The 20,071-nt window shown below is 63.8% G+C and carries 18 protein-coding genes; 14 read left to right on the forward strand and 4 right to left on the reverse strand.

Features of this window, described 5'->3' with window-relative positions; all coding sequences use genetic code 11:
• Positions 1-133: 133 nt before the first annotated feature.
• From GWG67_RS32015 to GWG67_RS32055, 9 genes are all read left to right on the forward strand, one after another.
• Positions 134-1,159 (forward strand): ABC transporter substrate-binding protein, encoded by a 1,026-nt coding sequence (locus GWG67_RS32015; protein WP_275173510.1) that lies wholly within the window; start codon positions 134-136, stop codon positions 1,157-1,159.
• 29 nt (positions 1,160-1,188) lie between these two features.
• Positions 1,189-1,893 carry an NUDIX hydrolase gene (locus GWG67_RS32020; RefSeq protein WP_275173511.1) on the forward strand — a complete coding sequence of 235 codons (705 nt, stop codon included), beginning with the start codon at positions 1,189-1,191 and terminating at the stop codon, positions 1,891-1,893.
• A gap of 95 nt (positions 1,894-1,988) precedes the next feature.
• Positions 1,989-3,311 (forward strand): ABC transporter substrate-binding protein, encoded by a 1,323-nt coding sequence (locus tag GWG67_RS32025; RefSeq protein ID WP_275173512.1) that lies wholly within the window; start codon positions 1,989-1,991, stop codon positions 3,309-3,311.
• 31 nt (positions 3,312-3,342) lie between these two features.
• Positions 3,343-4,113: an ABC transporter ATP-binding protein gene (locus GWG67_RS32030; RefSeq protein ID WP_275173513.1), complete on the forward strand. Its 771-nt coding sequence runs from the start codon at positions 3,343-3,345 to the stop codon at positions 4,111-4,113.
• A complete protein-coding gene (locus GWG67_RS32035) occupies positions 4,113-4,817 on the forward strand; it encodes an ABC transporter ATP-binding protein (protein WP_275173514.1) in 705 nt (234 codons plus the stop codon). Before GWG67_RS32030 ends, GWG67_RS32035 begins: the two co-directional genes overlap by 1 nt.
• A 13-nt stretch (positions 4,818-4,830) precedes the next feature.
• Positions 4,831-5,712 (forward strand): branched-chain amino acid ABC transporter permease, encoded by an 882-nt coding sequence (locus tag GWG67_RS32040; protein ID WP_275173515.1) that lies wholly within the window; start codon positions 4,831-4,833, stop codon positions 5,710-5,712.
• Positions 5,709-6,728 (forward strand): branched-chain amino acid ABC transporter permease, encoded by a 1,020-nt coding sequence (locus GWG67_RS32045; RefSeq protein WP_275173516.1) that lies wholly within the window; start codon positions 5,709-5,711, stop codon positions 6,726-6,728. The genes GWG67_RS32040 and GWG67_RS32045 overlap by 4 nt, the downstream gene beginning before the upstream one ends.
• The gene (locus GWG67_RS32050; protein WP_275173517.1) at positions 6,688-7,638 is read left to right on the forward strand and encodes a polyphosphate kinase 2 family protein; all 951 of its coding nucleotides are present in this window, start codon (positions 6,688-6,690) and stop codon (positions 7,636-7,638) included. The genes GWG67_RS32045 and GWG67_RS32050 overlap by 41 nt, the downstream gene beginning before the upstream one ends.
• Before the next feature lie 849 nt (positions 7,639-8,487).
• Positions 8,488-10,818 (forward strand): mechanosensitive ion channel domain-containing protein, encoded by a 2,331-nt coding sequence (locus GWG67_RS32055; RefSeq protein ID WP_275173518.1) that lies wholly within the window; start codon positions 8,488-8,490, stop codon positions 10,816-10,818.
• A 674-nt stretch (positions 10,819-11,492) separates the two neighbouring features.
• On the opposite strand, the gene GWG67_RS32060 is transcribed toward GWG67_RS32055, so the two are convergent.
• A complete protein-coding gene (locus tag GWG67_RS32060) occupies positions 11,493-11,810 on the reverse strand; it encodes a hypothetical protein (protein WP_275173519.1) in 318 nt (105 codons plus the stop codon).
• 332 nt (positions 11,811-12,142) lie between these two features.
• On the opposite strand from GWG67_RS32060, the gene GWG67_RS32065 reads away from it, so the two are divergent.
• The 4 genes from GWG67_RS32065 to GWG67_RS32080 all read left to right on the forward strand — a co-directional run bounded on the left by GWG67_RS32065 (position 12,143) and on the right by GWG67_RS32080 (position 16,086).
• Positions 12,143-13,141: a tripartite tricarboxylate transporter substrate binding protein gene (locus GWG67_RS32065; RefSeq protein WP_275173520.1), complete on the forward strand. Its 999-nt coding sequence runs from the start codon at positions 12,143-12,145 to the stop codon at positions 13,139-13,141.
• A 268-nt stretch (positions 13,142-13,409) separates the two neighbouring features.
• On the forward strand, positions 13,410-15,062 hold the full coding sequence (locus GWG67_RS32070) for an NAD-dependent malic enzyme (protein ID WP_275173521.1): 1,653 nt from the start codon (positions 13,410-13,412) through the stop codon (positions 15,060-15,062).
• Positions 15,063-15,302: 240 nt separating this feature from the next.
• Positions 15,303-15,815 carry a septal ring lytic transglycosylase RlpA family protein gene (locus GWG67_RS32075; RefSeq protein ID WP_275173522.1) on the forward strand — a complete coding sequence of 171 codons (513 nt, stop codon included), beginning with the start codon at positions 15,303-15,305 and terminating at the stop codon, positions 15,813-15,815.
• A 115-nt stretch (positions 15,816-15,930) separates the two neighbouring features.
• Positions 15,931-16,086, forward strand: coding sequence for a hypothetical protein (locus GWG67_RS32080; protein WP_167358282.1), 156 nt, complete (start codon positions 15,931-15,933; stop codon positions 16,084-16,086).
• A 20-nt stretch (positions 16,087-16,106) separates the two neighbouring features.
• Here the strand turns inward: GWG67_RS32080 and GWG67_RS32085 are convergent, their stop codons facing one another.
• From GWG67_RS32085 to GWG67_RS32095, 3 genes are all read right to left on the reverse strand, one after another.
• Positions 16,107-16,412, reverse strand: coding sequence for a hypothetical protein (locus tag GWG67_RS32085; protein ID WP_275173523.1), 306 nt, complete (start codon positions 16,410-16,412; stop codon positions 16,107-16,109).
• A gap of 89 nt (positions 16,413-16,501) precedes the next feature.
• On the reverse strand, positions 16,502-16,774 hold the full coding sequence (locus GWG67_RS32090; protein WP_106946928.1) for a hypothetical protein: 273 nt from the start codon (positions 16,772-16,774) through the stop codon (positions 16,502-16,504).
• Between the two features lie 128 nt (positions 16,775-16,902).
• A complete protein-coding gene (locus GWG67_RS32095; RefSeq protein WP_275173524.1) occupies positions 16,903-19,593 on the reverse strand; it encodes an alpha/beta hydrolase fold domain-containing protein in 2,691 nt (896 codons plus the stop codon).
• 226 nt (positions 19,594-19,819) lie between these two features.
• On the opposite strand from GWG67_RS32095, the gene GWG67_RS32100 reads away from it, so the two are divergent.
• On the forward strand, positions 19,820-20,029 hold the full coding sequence (locus tag GWG67_RS32100) for a hypothetical protein (RefSeq protein ID WP_275173525.1): 210 nt from the start codon (positions 19,820-19,822) through the stop codon (positions 20,027-20,029).
• Positions 20,030-20,071 lie beyond the last annotated feature (42 nt).

Genomic DNA, 20,071 nt, shown 5'->3' on the forward strand with positions numbered 1-20,071 from the left:
GATCCTCCCCATCAAGAATTGTTCTTGTGGGCTCATGCTATTGCGCCGAAAGGCCGATGGCCAGCGCCTTCGGTCCTGCTTCTCAAGCCAGTCCGGCTGCTCTATGGTGCCGCCAGCCGAACGGAGGAAACCAATGAAGAACACGATAGCCAGGCTCGCGGGCGCGCTGCTCGCGCTGACGCTCACCACCGGTCTTGCCGCGGCGCAAAGCAAGGTCACCATCGCGATCGGCGGCGGCTCCTGCCTGTGCTACCTGCCCACGGTGCTGGCCAAGCAGCTCGGCGAATACGACAAGGCCGGCCTCAATGTCGAACTCGTGGACCTCAAGGGCGGCTCGGACGCGCTCAAGGCCGTGCTCGGCGGCAGCGCAGACGTGGTCTCCGGCTATTTCGACCATTGCGTCAACCTCGCGGCCAAGAAGCAGGAGCTTCAGGCGTTCGTCGTCTATGACCGCTATCCCGGCCTCGTGCTGGTGGTTTCGCCCTCGCACACCAACGAGATCAAGTCGATCAAGGACCTCGCCGGCAAGAAGGTCGGCGTCAGCGCGCCCGGCTCCTCCACTGACTTCTTCCTGAAGTATATGCTGAAGAAGAACGGCGTGGATCCCGCCAGCACCGCCGTGATCGGCGTCGGCCTCGGCGCCACTGCGGTCGCCGCCATGGAGCAGGGCCAGATCGACGCCGCCGTGATGCTCGATCCATCCGTGACCGTGCTCCAGGGCAGCCACAAGGATCTGCGCATCCTCTCGGACACCCGCACGCAAAAGGATACGCTCGAGACGTTCGGCGGCGAATATCCGGGCGGCGCGCTGTACTCGACCGCGGCCTGGGTTGCCGGCCACGAGAAGGAGACGCAGGCGCTCACCAACGCGATCCTGGGCACGCTCGCCTGGATCCACTCGCACTCGCCTGAGGAGATCATGGCGAAGATGCCGGAGGAGACGGTCGGCAAGAACAAGGACCTCTATCTCGCGGCCCTCAAGAACACGATCCCGATGTACTCCGAGACCGGCAAGATGGACCCGAAGGGCGCTGACGCCGTGCTCGCGGTGTTCAGCGTCGGATCGCCCGACGTGGCGAACGCCAAGATCGACGTCAGCAAGACCTTCACCAACAAGTACGTCGAGCAGGCCAAGAAGACCACGGGCAGCGCCAAATAACCGACGCGAAGGCGTGGTCATCAGGCGTCATGACGTCACCAATCATTCATCGGGTCACGACGCTTGAACTTGCCGTGCGGCCGATCGTCTGGGCGTTCGCGGAGGAGCGGCGCGCCGAGATCGCCGCGCATTTCGCCGAGAAGCAGCGCGAGCGGCCAAAGCTCTGGAACGGTCGCGTCCTGCTCGGGCGCGATGCAATGTTCACCGACGGCCATCTCGCCGCGACCTATTTCGAGACCGATTTCGCGAGCTTCCTCGCCTGGCGCGACTGGGGCTTTCCCGACAAGGCCGTGTTCAACGGCTTTGGCATGGGCGCGCTGCGCACGTCCGACGGCGCATTCGTGATGGGCGAGATGGCGCAGCACACCGCCAATGCAGGCCGGATCTATTTCCCCTCGGGGACGCCCGATCTCGACGACGTCAGGGGCGACACGCTCGACATTCCCGGCAGTGTGATCCGCGAACTCGAGGAAGAGACCGGCCTGACCGCGACCGACTATCGGGTCGAGCCGGACTGGCACTGCGTCGTCACTGGTCCCGCGATTGCAATGCTGAAAATTATCAACCTGGACATGCCGGGTGATGTGGCGCGTGCGCGGATCGAAGCCAATCTGGCGGGCGAGGCCGAGCCAGAGCTCTCGGCCATTCATCTCGTGCGCGGCATGAGTGATCTCACGCCGTCCATGCCGCGATTTGTCACGGCCTTCGTCGAGCAGCAGTTCGCGTTGCGCTGATGCGCGAGGCTTGACATCGCTGCGCTCAGCCCATGTGATGGGCAAAATTGCAAACCTACAAAGAATGCAATGCACAATCGTCCAGGGAGGTTTTGATGCGCGTGCGCAGGGCTGCCCGTTTGGTACGTGGGCTGTTGGTCGCGATATCAGCGACGGGCTTGGCAGTGTGCGCCCAGGCCCAAGATCAAGTCAAAGAGAAGAAGATCAAGATCGGCGTCGTTTTCGATTTAACCGGGCCTCTCGCCGGCGGCGGCTCTGAGCTCGGCTATATCGGCGCAAAGATCGTCCTTGACCATTTCGCCAAGACCGGCGTCGAGGGTTACAAGATCGAAGCGGTCTACGCCGATGCGCAGAGCAAGCCTGACATCGCGATCAACGAATCCGTCCGCCTGCTCGAGCAGGAAAAGGTCGACATGGTGCTCGGCTTCTTCTCCTCGGCGCAATGCGTGCCGGTCGCGGCGCGCGTCGAGCAGCTCAAGAAGTTCATGTGGATGACGACCTGCATCTCGTCGGCCGTGTTCAACGAGAAGGGTTATAAATACGTCTTCCGCCCGCAGGCGAGCGGCGACCAGTTCGGCATGATGACGATGGATTTCATCGCGCAGAACGCCAAGGCGAAGTTCGACAAGGAGCCGAAGGATCTGCGCGTCGCCATCATTCACGAGGACGGCGCCTATGGCGTCGACGTGTCCAGGGGTAACGAGGCCGGCGCGAAGAAGGCGGGCTTCAACGTCGTGATGAAGGAGGGCTATTCGGCCACCGCGCCTGACCTCTCCGCGCTGGTGACCAAGTTGAAGCGGGCCAAGCCCGACGTCATTTTCCACACCGGCTACAACCCCGATATCACGCTGCTGCTGCGTCAGGCCCGCGAGCAGGGGCTGAAGTTCGGCGCGCTGATGGGGCACGGCGCGGGTTACGGCGTCTATGAGAAGCTGAAGGAAGGCATGGGGGCTGATGCCACCTACATCTTCAACACCGACCCGATCTCGATCTGGCTTGCCAACCAGAAGACCATGGACCCCAAGCTTCCGCCTGTGATCAAGATGGTCGGCGAGGAATTCGACAAGATCCGGCCCGGCGTCGCCATCCGCTCGGCGCATGTCGGCATCGGTGCGTCCAACACCTATGTGTTCATGAATGACGTGCTGCCGCGCGCGATCAAGAAATATGGCGGGGTCGATCCGGATGCGCTGCGTAAGGCTGCACTCGACACCGATATTCCCGAAGGGGGCACCATGCTCGGCTTCGGCGTCAAATTCTACGGCGAGGGCACGCCGATGGCCGGACAGAACGAGCGCTCGTTCCCGGTCGTGATCCAGTACATCGACGACAAGTCCTCCGTGGTGTGGCCCAAGAGCCAGGCGCAGCGCGAGGCCGTGCTGCCGCTGCCGAAGGGCACCACCTACAGCAACCAGTAGCGCCAATGCGCGCAGAGAGGAGAGCGGGACGGTGCTGGAAGTCAGCGGGCTGGTGAAGCGGTTTGGTGGCTTCACCGCCGTCAACAATGTGTCGTTCAAAGTCGATCAGGGCGAGATCCTCGGCCTGATCGGACCCAACGGCTCGGGCAAGAGCACGATTTTCAATATGCTCTCGGGCACGCTGGCGCCGACGTCCGGTTCGATCCTGTTCGGCGGCTCCGAGATCGCAGGCCTTCCGCCGCACCGGATCATCAACAGCGGCATCGGCCGCACCTTCCAGATCCCGCGGCCGTTTCGTCGCCTGACGATCTTCGAGAACGTCGCGCTCGCCGGATTCTACGGCCAGGGCCGCCACAGCCGTGCCAGGGCCGAGGAGGCGGCCGAGCGATCACTGGCGATGGTCGGCTTGCCGACCGATCGCCATGCCAGCGTCGATGGTCTGGGCGCAGCCGGCCTGAAGAAGCTCGAACTGGCGAAAGCGCTCGCCACCGCGCCAAAACTTCTGCTGGCCGATGAGAGCCTCGGCGGCCTCGACGAGGCCGAGATGGGGCAGGCGGCCGACATGCTGCGCAACATCCGCGACGAGCTCGGCATCACCATCATCTGGGTCGAGCATATCATGGGCGTGCTGATGCGAGTCGTCGATCGCGTCATGGTGCTCGACCACGGCGAGAAGATCTCGGAAGGCTTGCCGAGTGCCGTTGCCGGCGATCCCCGTGTCATCGAGGTCTATCTCGGCACCGATGCCGAGACCACGCAGGCCGCGGCCGCCGCAGCGCGCCGCCGCGCGGGGGTGCAGTGATGCTGGAGCTCCGCGGTGTCAATGCCGGCTATGGCACGTTCCAGGCATTGTTCGATCTCGATCTCGACGTGAGGGCGGGTGAGGCTGTCGGCGTCATCGGGCCGAACGGGGCCGGCAAGACCACATTGATGCGCGTCATCTCCGGCCTGATCCGTCCCTCGCGTGGCTCGATCAGAATGGAGGGCGTGGACGTGGTGGCCACGCCGCCGCACAAGATCGTCAGCCTCGGGATCGCGCATGTGCCGGAGAATCGGCGGCTGTTTCCGCAGCTCTCGGTCGACGACAATCTCAAGATGGGCGCGTTCATGAAGGAGGCGCGCGACCACTACGCCGAACGGCTGGACGTGGTGTTCGAACTGTTTCCGCGCCTGAAGGAGCGCCGCCACCAGATGGCCGGCACCATGTCCGGCGGCGAGCAGCAGATGTGCGCCATCGGCCGCGCGCTGATGTCGAATCCAAAGCTGCTGCTGCTCGACGAGCCGTCGGCAGGGCTCGCGCCTGTGGTGGTGCAGCAGGTGTTCGAGCTGGTGAAGCGGATCCGCGCCAGCGGGCTGACCGTGTTGATCGTCGAGCAAAATGTGCAGCAGGTGCTGCGGGTGGTCGATCGTGCCTACCTGATCGAGGCGGGCACGATCAGGTCCTCAGGCACCTCGGCCGAGATGCTGGCAAGCGACACGGTCAAGGAAGCGTATCTCGGGGTGTGAGGTTCATGCGGGCATGCAAGCGTTTTTAGACATTTTCGACATCTACCTGCTGGAGGCCGTGATCAACGGCATCCTGCTCGGCGGCGTGCTGGCGCTGCTCGCGCTCGGGCTCAATCTGATCTTCGGCGTCATCGACGTGACCTGGATCTGCTACGCAGAGCTGGTGATGATCGGCATGTACGCCATGTATTTCCTGGTGCAGTATTACGGCATCAGCTATTTCCTCGCCGCGCCGCTCACCATCCTGCTGGTCGCGGTACTCGGCGCGGCGCTGCATTACCTCGTGATCGCGCCGCTGCTCACCGCGCCGCCGATCAACCAGTTGCTCGCGACCGGCGGGGTGCTGTTCGTGCTGCAGAGCTTTGCCACCGTCGCCTTCGGCATCGACTTCCGCAACCTCGGCATCCGCCTGCCGGTGCTCGCCTTCGGCGAGATGAATTTCAGCTACGCACGACTTCTGTCCTTCCTGGCTGCGCTGGTCGGCATGGTCGCGGTCTATCTGTTCATGACGCGGACCTTCACCGGCACCGCGATCCGGGCGATCTCGCAGGACCGGCAGATCATGGCGCTGATGGGCGTCGACACGAAGCGGATCTATCTCATCACCTCCGCGATCGGCGGGGGGCTGGCCGGGCTCGCCGCCTGCCTCCTTGTGCTGCAATATGACGTGCATCCCTTCGTCGGCCTGTCGTTCGGGCCGATCACTTTCCTGATCTGCGTGCTCGGGGGGTTAGGCAATTTCATCGGCGGCTTCATCGCCGCCTTCGTGTTCGCCGAGATCATCTCGCTCGGCGGCCTGTTCTCCGATCTCGAATGGGGCTACGTGCTCGCCTTCGCCTTCTTCATTGTCATGATGTTCATCCGGCCCGCGGGCCTGCTCGCGAAGCGCCGATGATGGGGCGGGGACGACTTGCAGCCTGGGCGGTGGGATTGGCGGCGCTGGTCGCGCTGCCTTTCGTCTATCGCGATCCCTATCATCTGCACATCCTGGTGCTGATCCTGATCTGGTCGTTCGCCTATACGTCCTGGTCGATGATGGGGCGGTTCGGCCTGGTCTCGCTCGGCCATGGCGGGTTCATGGGAATCGGCGCCTATGTCACCGCGCTACTCTGGAATCACCTGGGATGGTCGCCCTGGATCGGCATCCCCATCGGCATGGTCGCAGCCGGCGCGCTGGCGCTGATCGTCGGCTATCCCTGCTTTCGCTTCCGCATCACCGGGCACTATTTCGTGCTGGTGACGCTCGCGCTCTCCGGCATCGTGCTCCAGGTCATCACGGCGACGCGCGACTATACCGGCGGCTCGCTCGGCTACACGCCGAACCGGGCCGCGGGGACCAAGCTCTGGGCGCTGCAATTCGACGACAAGATCACCTGGTATTTGATCGCGCTCGGGGTCTGGCTTTTCGGCATCGTGGTCTGGCACTGGGTCGACCGCAGCATGGCCCGCTATGCGCTGGAGGCGATTTCGGAGGACGAGGACGCCGCGGCCGCCGCCGGCGTTGACGTGACCGCGGAGAAGCTGAAGATCACACTGCTCAGCGCGCTGATGACGGCCTTGGCCGGCGCGATCTACTGCCAGTACCAGATGTTCATCACGCCAGACACGGTCAGCGGCATCGCGGTGTCGCTCCAGATGGTGTTCGCGGCCATCGTCGGCGGCCTGTTCGTCTCGCTCGGCCCGACCTTCGGCGCTGTCATCACGATTATGTTGGCCGAGACCTTGCGCATCGGCTTTGGCACCAAGGCGGTCGGCTGGGACAATCTCGTCTACGGCGTGCTGCTCGTGCTTTTCATCATATTCCTTCCGAAGGGCATCCTTGGTAGCTTGCTCGACCGATTGAAGCCGCAACGCAAGGTGCCCCGCGCTCATGAGCAAGAAGCCGTCCAAATCGCTCGCCCAGGAACTTGACCGCTACATCACGCCCTTCCGCTACGATGGCTCGGGCAAGTTTCATCTCAAGGACCACAAGACCGACGAGAAGGGCGACCTCGACAAGGAGAAGGCGCAGGAGATTCTCGAGGCCAACAAGAAGCGGCTGATCGCGTTTCAGGAGAAGCTCTACGCCCAGGACCGCTGGTCGGTGCTGATCGTGTTCCAGGCGATGGACGCCGGCGGCAAGGATTCTGCGATCAAGGCGATCTTCGAGGGCATCAATCCGCAGGGCTGCGCAGTCAGTGCCTTCAAGGCGCCGAGCAGCAAGGAGCTCGACCACGATTTCCTCTGGCGCCACGCGGTCGCGCTGCCGGAGCGCGGCCATATCGGCATCTTCAACCGCTCCCATTACGAGGAATGCCTGGTGACGCGCGTGCACCCGGAGATCCTCGCCAAGGAGAAGCTGCCGCAGAAGGTCCTCACCAAGAACATCTGGAAGGAGCGGTTCGAGGACATCTCTGCGTGGGAGCGCTATCTAGCGCGCAACGGCACCGTGGTGCTGAAATTCTTCCTCAACCTGTCCAAGGACGAGCAACGCGAGCGCTTCCTTGATCGGCTGGAGGAGCCGGCCAAGCAGTGGAAGTTCTCGATGGACGACATCAAGGAGCGCGCGCTGTGGCCGCGCTACCAGGCGGTCTATCAGGACATCGTCCGGCACACGGCAACGCCGCATGCGCCGTGGTATGTCGTGCCGGCCGACCACAAATGGTTCGCCCGCGTCGTGATCGGGTCGGCCATCGTCGCGGCGCTCGAAAAGCTCGATCTGCGCTTCCCCCGCGCCGACAAGGCCTCGCTGGGCGAATTCGACGAGGTGCGCAAGGCGCTGGAGAAGGAGGAGAAGGCGGACAAGAAACAAAAAACGCGAAAACAACCCCATGCACAGTAGCCGGGGATAGCGAAATCAATGACTTGAAGGCCAGCTCGATCGATTGCGGATTTGTCGAAGCGGTTTGACTCGTCGGGCAAAACAGGGGTATGATGTCATCATCCCCAATCCCTCAGTACCCACGCGCCAACCCGTAGCAGACGCGCTCTACATTTGCGGGAAGGGCAGTCTCGTAACTCGTCCACTTCTCGTGTTTCGGCAGCGGTGAATCCGTCGCGCTGGAATGGAACGCGCCCTCAAATGTGATTTGCGCGCCATTGATCTTGCTTGACAGTCTTGCGTCACGGGAGGACCATCCCAATGGTCGCAAACAAGCGACGCGCAACGTCCACATCAAGAGCAAGGGGAGGTCTATGACACCACCTCCGCAGAACCAGCCGCGTTAAGTGCGATGGAGCTCGTTCGGACTATCGCATAGCGGCAGAAACGCGAACGGCACGCCGGGCCAAGGTCTAGTGGGCTGCATCAGTGTGGCATAGCCCCTACCTGCCCGGCGCTGTATTTGCATCACATCGATCGCATCACAGCGATCATGTCGGATGGCCGTGACAAGGCCGCCGCGCTTTTGACATCTTACTTCTCTCCTCCTCCTCATCGCCGTCATTCCGGGCCGACTCCCGGAATGACGGGAGGAGTTTTGCGCGTGCCCGCATTCCGATCGCTGCACTTCCCGGCTTGAGTCCGCGGTTCCCGCTTCCTGCACCGCGGCAAATGCCAAGAGAATGTCGCCTCAGTGGCCAACTTCCGACACAGCGCCCGGGCGAATAGCGTCGATCCGACATGATGCATGTGCTTCGGCGGTGACGGGCCCGACGTCGCCGTCGCATTCATTTTCCCAGGGAATCCCTCGTGTCGCATAAGCTTGCCTCCGCGCTTCTCGCCGCGCTCTTGATCGCGATCTCGTCTCTCTCCAGCGTCTGCGCCGCGCCGCCTGCGCCTGCGGCAAACAGCGCTGCCGCGTTGTCGCCCGATGAGGCCAAGCGGGCGCTGGAAACGCTGCAGGACGACAAGAAGCGCACGCAGATGATCGACACGCTGCGTGCGATTGCCAATGCGTCCGGTCCGCAGCAGCCGGCGCCCGAGCCAAAATCGCCGATCCCGCTCGCGGCCGACGGCCTCGGTGCGCAGCTCATGCTCACCGTGTCCGAGGAGATCGGCGAAATTTCGCGAGACGTCGCCGATATGGCCAGGACGCTCACGCATTTCCCGGCGTTCTATTACTGGATCGTGCGGACCGCGAACGATCCCGCGGCCTACAATCTCCTGATCGAGATCGCCTGGAAGCTCGGTCTGGTGTTCGGCTCTGCTTTCTGCGCCGAATGGGTGATGTTCCGTCTGATCCGGCGCCCCGTCGCGTTCCTGGAAGGGCGCATGCCGCAAACGGCCCGTCTGCCGGTGCAGGTGTTGCCCATTGCCGATCCGCCGTCATCCGTGGCCGATGTCACCCCCGCCCCCGAACTGCACAGGCGCCGCCACAGCCTGGCGCGGGCTTGGCAAATCATGCTGCGGCTGCCCCTCGTGCTGGGACGCTTCCTGCTCGAGCTGCTACCCGTGTTGGTCTTTGTCGGCGTCGCCACGGCGCTGCTCGGCACCGAGATCGGCGAGCCCACCACCGTCCGCCTCGTGATCCTCGCGGTCGTCAACGCCTATGCGTTCTCGCGCGGGCTCATCTGTGTGGTCCGTGTGCTGGCGGGGCCGTTCGGCTTGTTTCCGGTCAAGGCCGAAACCGCCGCCTATATCGAGATCTGGGCGCGCCGTATCGTCGGTGTCGGCGTCTCCGGCATCGCCTTTGCCAATGTGGCGCTGCTGCTCGGCCTGCATCGCGGCGGCTATGCCGCGCTCTTGCGCATGGTGATGCTGGTCGTGCATCTCTTCATCGTCGTGATCATCCTGCAATGCCGCCGCCAGGTCGCCGAAGCCATCCGCGCGCCGGCCGACCGGCAGGGGATCGCGGCGGGACTGCGCAACCGCATTGCGGGCGGCTGGCATTATCTCGCCATCGCGCTCGACCTGGCGCTGTGGGCCGTGTGGGCGCTGAACATTCGCAACGGCTATTCGTTGCTGCTGCAATATTTCGTCGGCACCATCGCGGTGGCGCTGATCACGCGCGTCGCCATCATGCTGACGCTCGGCCTGATCGACCGCGGCTTCCGCATCAAGCCGGAGATCCTCCAGCGCTTTCCGGGCCTCGAGATCCGCGCCAACCGCTATCTGCCGCTGCTGCGCAAGATCGTATCTGGCGTCATCGCCTTCATCGGTCTGGTGGCCGTGCTCGAAGTCTGGGGCGTCGACGCCATCGTCTGGTTCTATGGCGGCCAGATCGGCAGCCGGCTGATCTCGGCGGTGGTGACGATCGGACTTGCCGTATTCATCGCGGCGGCGATCTGGGAAGCCAGCAACGCGCTGCTGGACCGCCAGATCAATTCGCTGTCGCGCGACGGCCACTATGCCCGCGCCGCGCGGCTGCGGACCTTTCAGCCGATGCTTCGCACGGCCTTGCTGTGCGTGATCGCCACCGTCGTCGGCCTCACGGCGCTCAGCGAGATCGGCGTCAATGTCGCGCCGCTGCTGGCGGGCGCCGGCATCGTCGGCATCGCCATCGGTTTCGGTTCGCAAAAGCTGGTGCAGGACCTCATCACCGGCCTGTTCCTGCTGCTGGAGAACACCGTCCAGGTCGGCGACAGCGTCAGCGTGTCGGGGCTATCGGGCGTGGTCGAGAACGTCTCGATCCGCACGATCAGGCTCAGGGCCGGCGACGGTGCCGTGCACATCGTGCCGTTCAGCGCGGTCACGACCATCACCAATGCCAGCCGCGGCGCCGGCAATGCATCCGTCAGCGTCAACGTCGCTTACAAGGAGGACACCGACCGCGCCGGCCAGATCCTCAAGGATATCGTCGACGAGATGCGCCGCGAGGTCGAATTCCGCAGCCTGATCCGCGGCGATCTCGAGCTCTGGGGCATCGACAAGGTCGACGGCGCCATGGTGTCGATCGTCGGCCAGATCCGCTGCACCGAGGCCGGCCGCTGGCCGGTGCAGCGCGAATTCAACCGCCGCATGAAGCAGCGTTTCCAGCACAACGGCATCGAGGTCGCATCCGCCACCCAGACCATCCTGATGCACATCGCGCCGCCGGCCGATAGCGCCGCTCATCTGACGCCGCGTCGAGCGGCAGGATAGGGCGTGCACCCCTAAACGTCGGCTTACCAATCCAAAGCGGAAGTCTCCCACCTTGCGTGTGATCGGCGGCTGTGACCCGAAGCGGATATCCCTGTAGGGATAACGTCAGCAGGCAAGAGCCGACGATCTATTCCTGTATCTTCAACCTTTGTTAGCTTCGGTTCAATTTGGGAGATGACCCAGTTTGCTGAAGGATGGCAAAATCACGGATTATGACGGGGTGGCTGACCATAATAAAATCGATCGGCGGTTTTGTCGCCGGTCGGGGCGCCTGCGTATTGGTAGCTTGGATAGGGCTTGCCCAGCTGTGCAACTGGTACACGACAGGAGGACTGCTCGTCTCCTTTGGACGCGGGGTGGACAACCTCCGCCACTGGCAGATCATCACTCATGAAACTCACCCTATAGGCTTGGTTGCGAATCTCGCTCTTTACGTGATGATGGCTGCATTGGGACTGGCGTTGTGCGCAGGGCAGCTTCTGGTAATTCGAAGATGGTGGCTGAATAAACCGAAACCGACCCGTGAGTGACGTCGTCGCGGCTGGCATCCCTGTTAGATGATAGCCGATGTCGGCTATTGGCCCGTGCCCGACCTCGCGGTGCATCCGGTCGAAGGTCGCTTGTGACCCCAAAACGGACATTTGGACTCGCCGCCGACGTGAGCGCTAGCGGCTCTATTTTGGAGCGCCGGTCTGGTTACCCGAACCGGTGGTCTGTTCGCTTTCCGGCCGGCCCGGAGGGTGCGCAGAAGCGCCCGGCTTGTCTTGATCTGCCACGAACCCGGACTGTCCGGAATTGCGTGTCTTGAGCCCCTTGTCTGCATCACGCTGCATCTGCTCGTTGGGCTCGCTAGTCTTGAGCCCACTGTCTACACCACGGTGCATCTCCTCCTTGGTTTGCTCACTAGGTGCGGCCTTTTGCTGTTGGGCCACTGCTTGGAAGGCAATCGCGCTTCCGGCAACGACTATCATCGCGAGAGTTGTTGTTCGCATGCTTTCCTCCAGTGTGTTGCCCCGTCTCCCTAAACGCGCGGACTTCCCAGTGTTTCCTAGTTCCGATTGCTATTTCAAAAGTACGCCGAACGATTGGATTGGATGGGCTCAAAATGTCGCCTATTGGCCCAACTCGGACCTAGGGTGAGGTGCGCCAACACGGCCGGTATCGGAGGCAGGGCGGACCTCACACGAAGTGCAGCGCGAGTTTATGAGTACATGTCCTAAGCGGTCTGGCATCATTTCCGGCTTGCCTCCATCCGTTCGACAGCGTTCACTCCGGCTCCAGCCCGCTGACAACATGCGGGCGACAAAAAGGGTGGGAGAGATTGATGCGGGGGCGGTGGGTTGGACTGCGCGGTCATGTGATCGTCATTTGTGCGTTGCTCGGAAGTGCAGCGTGGACTGCTCCAGCGAGAGCGCAGCCGTTCCCATCGCGCCCCATCACTCTCGTGGTGCCGTTCGCGGCGGGCGGTCCGACCGACACGCTGGCGCGCATCCTGTCCGAACGCATCGCCGCCGAATTGCACGCGACGATAGTGGTCGAAAACGTGGCGGGCGCCTCCGGCAGCATCGCCGGCGCCCGCGTGGCGCGCGCAACGCCTGACGGCACCACGATCACGATCGGCCATTGGGGCACGCATGTGCTCAACGGCGCGATCTTCAAGCTGCCCTATGACGTGATCGCAGATTTCGAGCCGGTCGCGATGATCGCGATGGGCACGCAGCTCATCGTCGGCCGGAAGTCGCTCGAGGCCAACAATCTGAAAGAGATGATCGGGTGGCTGAAGGCCAACCCCGGCAAGGTGACTGCCGGCACGGCCGGCGCAGGCACGGGTGCCCACGTTGCCGGTGTCTTCTTCAAGGAGAGAACCGGCACCGACTTCCAGTTCGTGCCGTATCGCGGCGCGGGGCCTGCCATGATCGACCTCGTGGCCGGGCAGATCGACATCATGTTCGACCAGGCCTCGAACTCGCTGCCGCACTACAAGAACGGTGCGATCAAGGCTTTCGCGGTAACCTCGCCGACGCGGCTCGCCTCCGCGCCCGATATCCCGACTGTCGACGAAGCGGGGCTGCCCGGTCTCTACATCTCCTACTGGCACGGCATCTGGGCACCGAAGAACACGCCGAAGGAGATCGTCACGAAGCTCAACGCGGCCATCGTCACCGTGCTTGCCGATCCCGCCGTCAAGCAGCGGTTTGGCGAATTGGGGCAGGAGATTCCTCCGTCCGAGCAGCAAACGCCCGCAACGCTCGGAGCCTTCCAGAAGGCCGAGACCGAGAAATGGTGGCCGATCGTGAAGGCCGCCGACATCAAGGCTGAATAATACCCCTCCTCATCCTGAGGAGCCCGCGGAGCGGGCGTCTCAAAGGATGCGCCGCGGGCGAGAGCAGGGCCTGCATGGTTCGAGACGCGCGAAGACGCGCCCCTCACCATGAGGAGCGGGAGCGTTACGGCATTAACCTTTGCCCGTCACCAAAACCTCGCTGCGGTGCGGGATCACAATCCTTGCCGCAGTTTTCTGCGTCCTTGATCTCAGGTGAGCGCTGGCCGACAATGCCCGCCCTTCAATAAGAAACTCCCTGGGGGAATTCGTGAATAGACCTGCTCGGGTCAGCGCCCATTCGACATCGTCCGATTCCGTGCACGGCATGGCGCTGCTGCGCGATCCCCTGCTCAACAAGGGCACCGCCTTCACCGCGCAGGAGCGCGACAATCTCGGCCTGCGCGGCCTGCTGCCGCCGTGCGTTCTGACGATGGAGACCCAGGTCGAGCGGGTGCTCGTAAATCTGCGCACGCTGCCGACCGATCTCGAAAAATATGTCGCGCTGAATGCCTTGCATGACCGCAACGAGGCGCTGTTCTTCCGCGTCGTCGTCGACAATATCGACGAGATCCAGCCGATCATCTACACCCCGACGGTCGGGCTCGCCTGCCAGAAATACGGCCTTATCTTCCAGCGTCCACGCGGCATGTTCATCTCCTCGCGCGATCGCGGCCAGATCGCCGAGATCCTGAAGAACTGGCCCTATCCGGCCAAGCTGATCGTCGTCACCGATGGCGAGCGCATCCTCGGCCTCGGAGATCTCGGCGCCAACGGCATGGGTATTCCGGTCGGAAAACTCTCGCTCTACTCGGCCTGCGCCGGCGTGCATCCCGAAACGTGCCTGCCGATCGTGCTCGACGTCGGGACCAACAACGAAGAGCTCCTGAAAGACCCTTATTATCTCGGCTTGCGCGAGCGGCGGCTCACCGGCGAGGCCTATGACAGCTTCGTCGACGAGTTCATGGTCGCCGCGCGAAAGACCTTTCCGGGTGTGCTGATCCAGTTCGAAGATTTCGCCAATCATTCGGCGTTCAAGCTGCTGCACAAATATCGCGACGAGGCCTGCGTCTTCAACGACGACATCCAGGGTACGGCTGCGGTCGCGCTCGCCGGCCTCTTTTCGGCCCTGCGCGTCAACGGCGGCAAGCTCAGGGATCAGCGCATCCTGTTCCTCGGCGCGGGCGAGGCCGCGACCGGCATCGCCGATCTCGTGACGTCCGCCATGATGGCGGAGGGCGCCTCCGAGGCGGAAGCGCTCCGCCGCAACTGGCTGGTGGATTCCCGCGGCCTCGTCGTCGGCGGCCGTGAAGGCCTGTCCGGCCACAAGCTTCGTTATGCCCATGCCGACCAGGCGCCGATCGCCGACTTCCTTACCGCGATCAGGACGCTGAAGCCGACGGCGATCATCGGTGTTGCCGCGGTCGGCGGCGCCTTTACGCCCGACGTGCTCAAGGCGATGGCCGAGCTCAACGAACAGCCGATCGTGTTCGCGCTTTCCAATCCGACCTCGAAGGCCGAATGTTCGGCGGAGGACGCCTACCGCTACACCGAGGGCCGCGCGCTGTTTGCCTGCGGCAGCCCGTATGACCCGGTCAAGCTCAATGGCCGCACCTTCGTGCCGCGCCAGGGCAACAACTCCTACATCTTCCCGGGCGTCGGCCTCGGCGTTATCGCCAGCCGCTCGCGGCTGGTGACGGACGAGATGTTCATGGCGGCCGCCCATACGCTCGCCGATTGCGTCGGCAAGGACGATCTCGCGCAGGGCGGCCTCTACCCGGCGCTGCCGCGCATCCGCGAGGTCTCGGTCCGTATCGCCGCCGCCGTCGCCGATGTCGCTTTTCAGCGCGGGCTCGCGGACGGACCTGCGCCCAATGATGTGAAGGGACTGGTGCAGTCCCAGATGTACGAGCCGCAGTACTGACGCTTACATTCACGCCGGACTCGCGGAGGCGGCTCCTCACCACTCCCTCTCCCCGCAAGAACGGGGGAGAGGGAGTAAGAGAGGTGCTCGCGAGAGAATCTGTCTCGATTCAGGACAAGCCAGTGTGGTGGAATCGTCACAGCTAAAGCCGAAACGACTGCGGCCTCAGGCGCGCTTTCGTTCCGACAAGGTTCTGCCCTCATTGCCCACCGAAACTCAGGGACGTTCGGAGGGCGCATCATGTCTTGCTTTGCACGTGCCGAAAATGCCCGGATTTCGCCGGCAACCCTGTGCCGGGTACTGCTCGCCATCATCGGCGCGGCGTCGCTTGCGGCGTGTGCGCAATCGCCGGTCGGCCGCCAGAAGGCCGATCTCGGCACCCACCGCCAAGCCGCTGTCGAACGACCGCACAGGGTGGCGGCGCTGCATCCGCGTCCGATCAGCCGGGCGCGCGTCCCCGACGGCGCAAAGCAAAGCGTCTCGCATGGTGTCGCCAGCTTCTATTCGGATACGGAGACGGCGAGCGGCGAGAGGTTCGACAAGAACGAATTGACCGCGGCCCATCCCAGCCTGCCGTTCGGCACAAAGCTGCGCGTCACGGACGTTTCGTCCGGTCGCTTCGTGACCGTCAGGATCAACGATCGCGGGCCGTATGTTCGCGGACGCGTGGTCGACATCTCTCCCTCCGCGGCCGAGGCGCTCGGCATGGTCGACAAGGGTGTCACCAATGTCCGGCTCGACGTGGTGCAATAATTTGCAGCTGCATCGATCCGAAACGCTGTGCTTAACCGGCTGTTAGCCGCCTCCAGCGCACGATGGTTACCCGAACAATTCGGGACTCCAGATCGGAGCTCTTGGGAGGCGACGTTTGAACACGATCCAGTATCTCGAAGATCAGGCTACACGCGCCGAGCGGCTGGCCAAACGGATCACGGATACATTGACGATCGAAAAGCTCCTGACCTTCGCGGGCGAACGCCGCCGCGAAATCGAGGTCATCGCCGGCAAGTACCGGCGCGCCTGATCTCATCACACCATGCGCGCTCAGCTGTGGCTCTCGACGAAGTCGCTGAGATAGTCGGGTAGCGTCACGCCATCGATGTCGCAGCGTGCCCGAATCTCGCCGGCGACATCGGTCGAGATGTCCTTCATCCAGTGCTCGAGCGTGTTGAACGAGATGACCTTGACGGGGTCGTTGAAGCAGCCCGCGACGAGCTCGCCAATCGTGGTGTCGAGATCGCTTCGCTCGACACGGATTTCAGTCGCCTTGTCGAGGCGGTCGATCACCACGAACAGGGTCTGGTCTGCGCCATAGGGCACGACCGGGGCTGGTACGCCGGCTTCAAGCATGTGAGGCACTCACGCCTTCGCTTCCGATCCCCATCAACGGGAAAAACCGGAAGAAGGTTCCTGCGCTCAGCCGGTGCTTTCTGCGAAGATCAGAGAAATTCGCGCAGCCGCGCCAGCTCGGTGATGTGCTCGGGCGAGAGGATGTCCGTCACCAGCGGCGGCTGCGCGATCGTGCGGATCTCATAGAGATGCCTGGTCGCCGCCGGCTTCGCCATGAACGCCGAGATGCATTCGTCGAGCGTGCCCTCGATCACCTGGTAGGACGCCCTGTCCGATCGCCGCTGGTTCGCAAGCGATGGCCATTTATGCAGCACCGCCAGGACACCAAAATCGACCTTTGAATCCTCAACCACGTCCCCCATCGTTCCGCCTCACGCAAAAAGAACCCCGGCACACAAGCCTGCGTGCCGGGGCCTACACCCAATACTGCATCTCAATGCCACAGCACCAAACGCGATGATCGGGAAATAGTTCCCGCCAATATTCGCTTTCAGCTCGCGGCCGCCGCGATCCTGTGCCCCGGGCTGGTACGAACCTGGCTGTGATCGTCGCCGCGGCTGACCTCCGGTGGCAACCCGGCGAAGCGCCGCAAGGCCTCGGCCATCTGCACCCGGCCCGGCGCGCCGGTGATGATCACGTCCACCATCGTGAAGGACGAATGGAAATGGCCGCGCGCCCTCAGCTGCTCGACCGGGACGCCGGCGGCCGCCATCGCCTCGGCATAGGCGATGCCTTCGTCGCGCAGGGGATCGAATTCGCAGGTGACGATGAAGGCCGGCGGCAGGCCTGCGACCTTGCCGCGGAGCGGCGAGACGCGCGGATCGGTGCGGTCGGTCGGCGAGCAATAGAGGTCCCAGAACCAGTACATCAGCGAGCGGGTCAGGAAATAGCCGGTCGCATTGTCGTTGTAGGAGGGACGGTCGAAGGTGCAGTCGGTGACCGGACAGATCAGGAGCTGGCCCGCAATATCCGGCCCGCCGCGATCGCGCGCAAGCTGGCAGGTGACGGCGGCGATGTTGCCGCCGGCGCTCCAGCCCGCGACCAGCACCGGGCCCGGCCTGCCGCCGAGCTCGGCGGCGTGCTCGGCAATCCAGCGCGTCGCCGCATAGCCGTCCTCGGCTGCGGCCGGGAAACGATGCTCGGGCGCATGACGATAGCCGACGCTGACGAGCATCATGCCGGTCCGCCGCACCATGTCGCGGCAGAACGGATCGTCCGACTGCTCGTCGCCGAGCACCCAGCCGCCGCCGTGGAAATAGACCACGACCGGATGCGGCCCTGATGTTGCCGGCTTGTAGACCCGATATGGCAGGGGACCGTCGGCGCCAGGCAGGGTGCCGTCGACGATGTCGCCGATCGGCCGTCCGGCGGGACGGCCCTTGTTGAACTCATTGACGAAGGCGCAGGCGCCTTGCGCGCCCATCGACTCGATCGGCGGCAGGTTGAGCGACGCCAGCAGGTTCAGCACCAGCCGCACGTCCGGCTGCAGCCGCACCACCTCGCCGTCATTGCATTGCGCGGCGACATCGGGGCCGGTCAGCTTGAAGCCGAGCATGCCGCGGCTGACCACCTCGTCGCAGATGCTGCGATAGGGACCGACGCCGCCGGTATAGGGCATCAAGCCCTGCACCTTGCCGGGCACGTTGGCGCCCGTGTACCAGGTGTTGGCGAGCCGGTGCAGCGTCACCATCGAGCAATCGGCCATGTGCCTGTTCCAGCCGGCCTGCGCCGTCTCGGTCGGCTCGATCGTGGTGAACCCGGCGTCGCGCAACGCCTTGAGCCGATCGACGACCCAGTCGACATGCTGCTCGATTGACACCGCCATGTTCGACAGCACCGACGGGCTGCCGGGCCCTGTGATCATGAAGAAGTTCGGAAAGCCCTCGACCGTAAGCCCGAGATAGGTCTGCGGCCCCTGCGCCCAGACATCGGTGAGCGACTTGCCGCCACGTCCGCTGATCGGATGCACGGCGCGGATCGCGCCGGTCATGGCGTCGAACCCGGTCGCGAACACGATCACATCGACGTCGATGCTGCGCTTGGCCGTGGTGATCCCACTTGCGGTGATCGCCTTGATCGGCTCCTGGCGCAGATTGACCAGCGTGACGTTCGGCCGGTTGTAGGTCGCGTAATAGTTGGTATCGAGGCAGGGGCGTTTGGCGCCGAAGGGATGATCGTCCGGCATCAGCGCCGCGGCGGTCTCGGGGTCTTTGACGGCGGCGCGGATCTTCTCGCGGATCAGGTCCTGGATGATCTTGTTGCCGTCGATGTCGACCGCCTGGTCGGCCCAGAGCTGGGTCAGGATGTGGACGAGGTCGCCGGCCGCCCAGGCACGTTCGAACCGCTCACGACGCTCGGCATCGCTTAATTGCCAGCTCACGACCGTCTGCTGCGGATAGGGCACGCCGGCCATCGACTGGCGCGCCTGCTCGCGATAGGCCGCGCGATCGCCTTGCAGCAGGCTCATGCGATCGGAAGGCGCAGGGCCGTTATGCGCCGGCAATGCGAAATTCGGCGTGCGCTGGAACACGGTCAGGTGTGCGGCCTGCTCGGCGATCAGCGGGATCGACTGAATGGCCGACGATCCCGTGCCGATCACCGCGACGCGCTTGCCGGCGAGATCGACGCCGTCATGCGGCCAGCGTCCGGTGAAATAGACCTCGCCCTTGAAGTCCTTGACGCCGTCGATCTCCGGCGGCTTCGGCGCCGAGAGGCAGCCGGTGGCCATGATGTAATGGCGGCAGGAGACCGGCGCGCCATTGTCGGTGGTGAGCTGCCAGCGTTCGGTCGCCTCGTCCCATTTCGCTTCCGTGACCTTGGTCTTGAAGCGGATGTCACGCCTGAGATCGTAACGGTCGGCGACGAAGCCGAGATAGCGCAGGATCTCGGGCTGGGTCGCGTATTTCTCCGACCAGGTCCAGGCGGTTTCGAGATCCGGATCGAAGGTGTAGCTGTAGTCGATGGTCTGGATATCGCAGCGCGCGCCGGGATATCGGTTCCAGTACCAGGTGCCGCCGACGTCGCCGGCTTCTTCCAGGCCGACCGCCGTCAGGCCGGCCTTGCGCAGCCGGTGGAGAAGGTAGAGGCCGGCAAATCCGGCGCCGACCACGGCAACGTCGACCTGCTGGCTGGTTCCGCGCCCCGCGTCAGAGGCACGCGCAGCAACCATTGCATCAGGCATGGCATTTCCTCCCGTGTGTTTTGTTTTGCCGGCAGGCTATCGCTGCAGGTTCGGCTTGTCATCACGCCATGTGCAATCTTCGGTAGCCATTTGCGGCGTCATCATGGCCGCGTGAATGTTGCGGCAGCACACGCATCGCGATGCACAAGAGCCGTGATTTCCCGGGCTAATCAGGGTCGATCCATCTGTGTATGCTCTTGTTTTGCCACGCGTGCCGACGGGCGTCATGACAGAGTTGAGTGAGCGGACCAAAGCGAACATGGACGTCGTCCTGGAGGAGACGTGCCGCCAACTGCCGCACGGCGGCGATCACGACAGCCGCAGGTTCATCGCCCAGCGGCTGATCGAGGCGGCGCGGTCCGGTCACACCACGCTCGGTGAACTCGGCATCATCGCACGGCACGCACTGGCGGAGCTTGTCGCCAAGGGGAGCTAGGCGCGACCGCGGCGCTTGCCTCGCAGCGGGCCACGGACATAA

Source organism: Bradyrhizobium sp. CSS354, assembly GCF_029051725.1.
GTDB lineage: Bacteria > Pseudomonadota > Alphaproteobacteria > Rhizobiales > Xanthobacteraceae > Bradyrhizobium.

Coding starts and splice junctions, on each gene's coding strand:
- GWG67_RS32015 (WP_275173510.1), top strand. CDS start 134: ATGAAGAACACGATAGCCAGGCTCGCGGGCGCGCTGCTCGCGCTGACG.
- GWG67_RS32020 (WP_275173511.1), top strand. CDS start 1,189: ATGACGTCACCAATCATTCATCGGGTCACGACGCTTGAACTTGCCGTG.
- GWG67_RS32025 (WP_275173512.1), top strand. CDS start 1,989: ATGCGCGTGCGCAGGGCTGCCCGTTTGGTACGTGGGCTGTTGGTCGCG.
- GWG67_RS32035 (WP_275173514.1), top strand. CDS start 4,113: ATGCTGGAGCTCCGCGGTGTCAATGCCGGCTATGGCACGTTCCAGGCA.
- GWG67_RS32040 (WP_275173515.1), top strand. CDS start 4,831: ATGCAAGCGTTTTTAGACATTTTCGACATCTACCTGCTGGAGGCCGTG.
- GWG67_RS32045 (WP_275173516.1), top strand. CDS start 5,709: ATGATGGGGCGGGGACGACTTGCAGCCTGGGCGGTGGGATTGGCGGCG.
- GWG67_RS32050 (WP_275173517.1), top strand. CDS start 6,688: ATGAGCAAGAAGCCGTCCAAATCGCTCGCCCAGGAACTTGACCGCTAC.
- GWG67_RS32060 (WP_275173519.1), bottom strand. CDS start 11,810: ATGCGAACAACAACTCTCGCGATGATAGTCGTTGCCGGAAGCGCGATT.
- GWG67_RS32065 (WP_275173520.1), top strand. CDS start 12,143: ATGCGGGGGCGGTGGGTTGGACTGCGCGGTCATGTGATCGTCATTTGT.
- GWG67_RS32075 (WP_275173522.1), top strand. CDS start 15,303: ATGTCTTGCTTTGCACGTGCCGAAAATGCCCGGATTTCGCCGGCAACC.
- GWG67_RS32085 (WP_275173523.1), bottom strand. CDS start 16,412: ATGCTTGAAGCCGGCGTACCAGCCCCGGTCGTGCCCTATGGCGCAGAC.
- GWG67_RS32090 (WP_106946928.1), bottom strand. CDS start 16,774: ATGGGGGACGTGGTTGAGGATTCAAAGGTCGATTTTGGTGTCCTGGCG.
- GWG67_RS32095 (WP_275173524.1), bottom strand. CDS start 19,593: ATGCCTGATGCAATGGTTGCTGCGCGTGCCTCTGACGCGGGGCGCGGA.
- GWG67_RS32100 (WP_275173525.1), top strand. CDS start 19,820: ATGACAGAGTTGAGTGAGCGGACCAAAGCGAACATGGACGTCGTCCTG.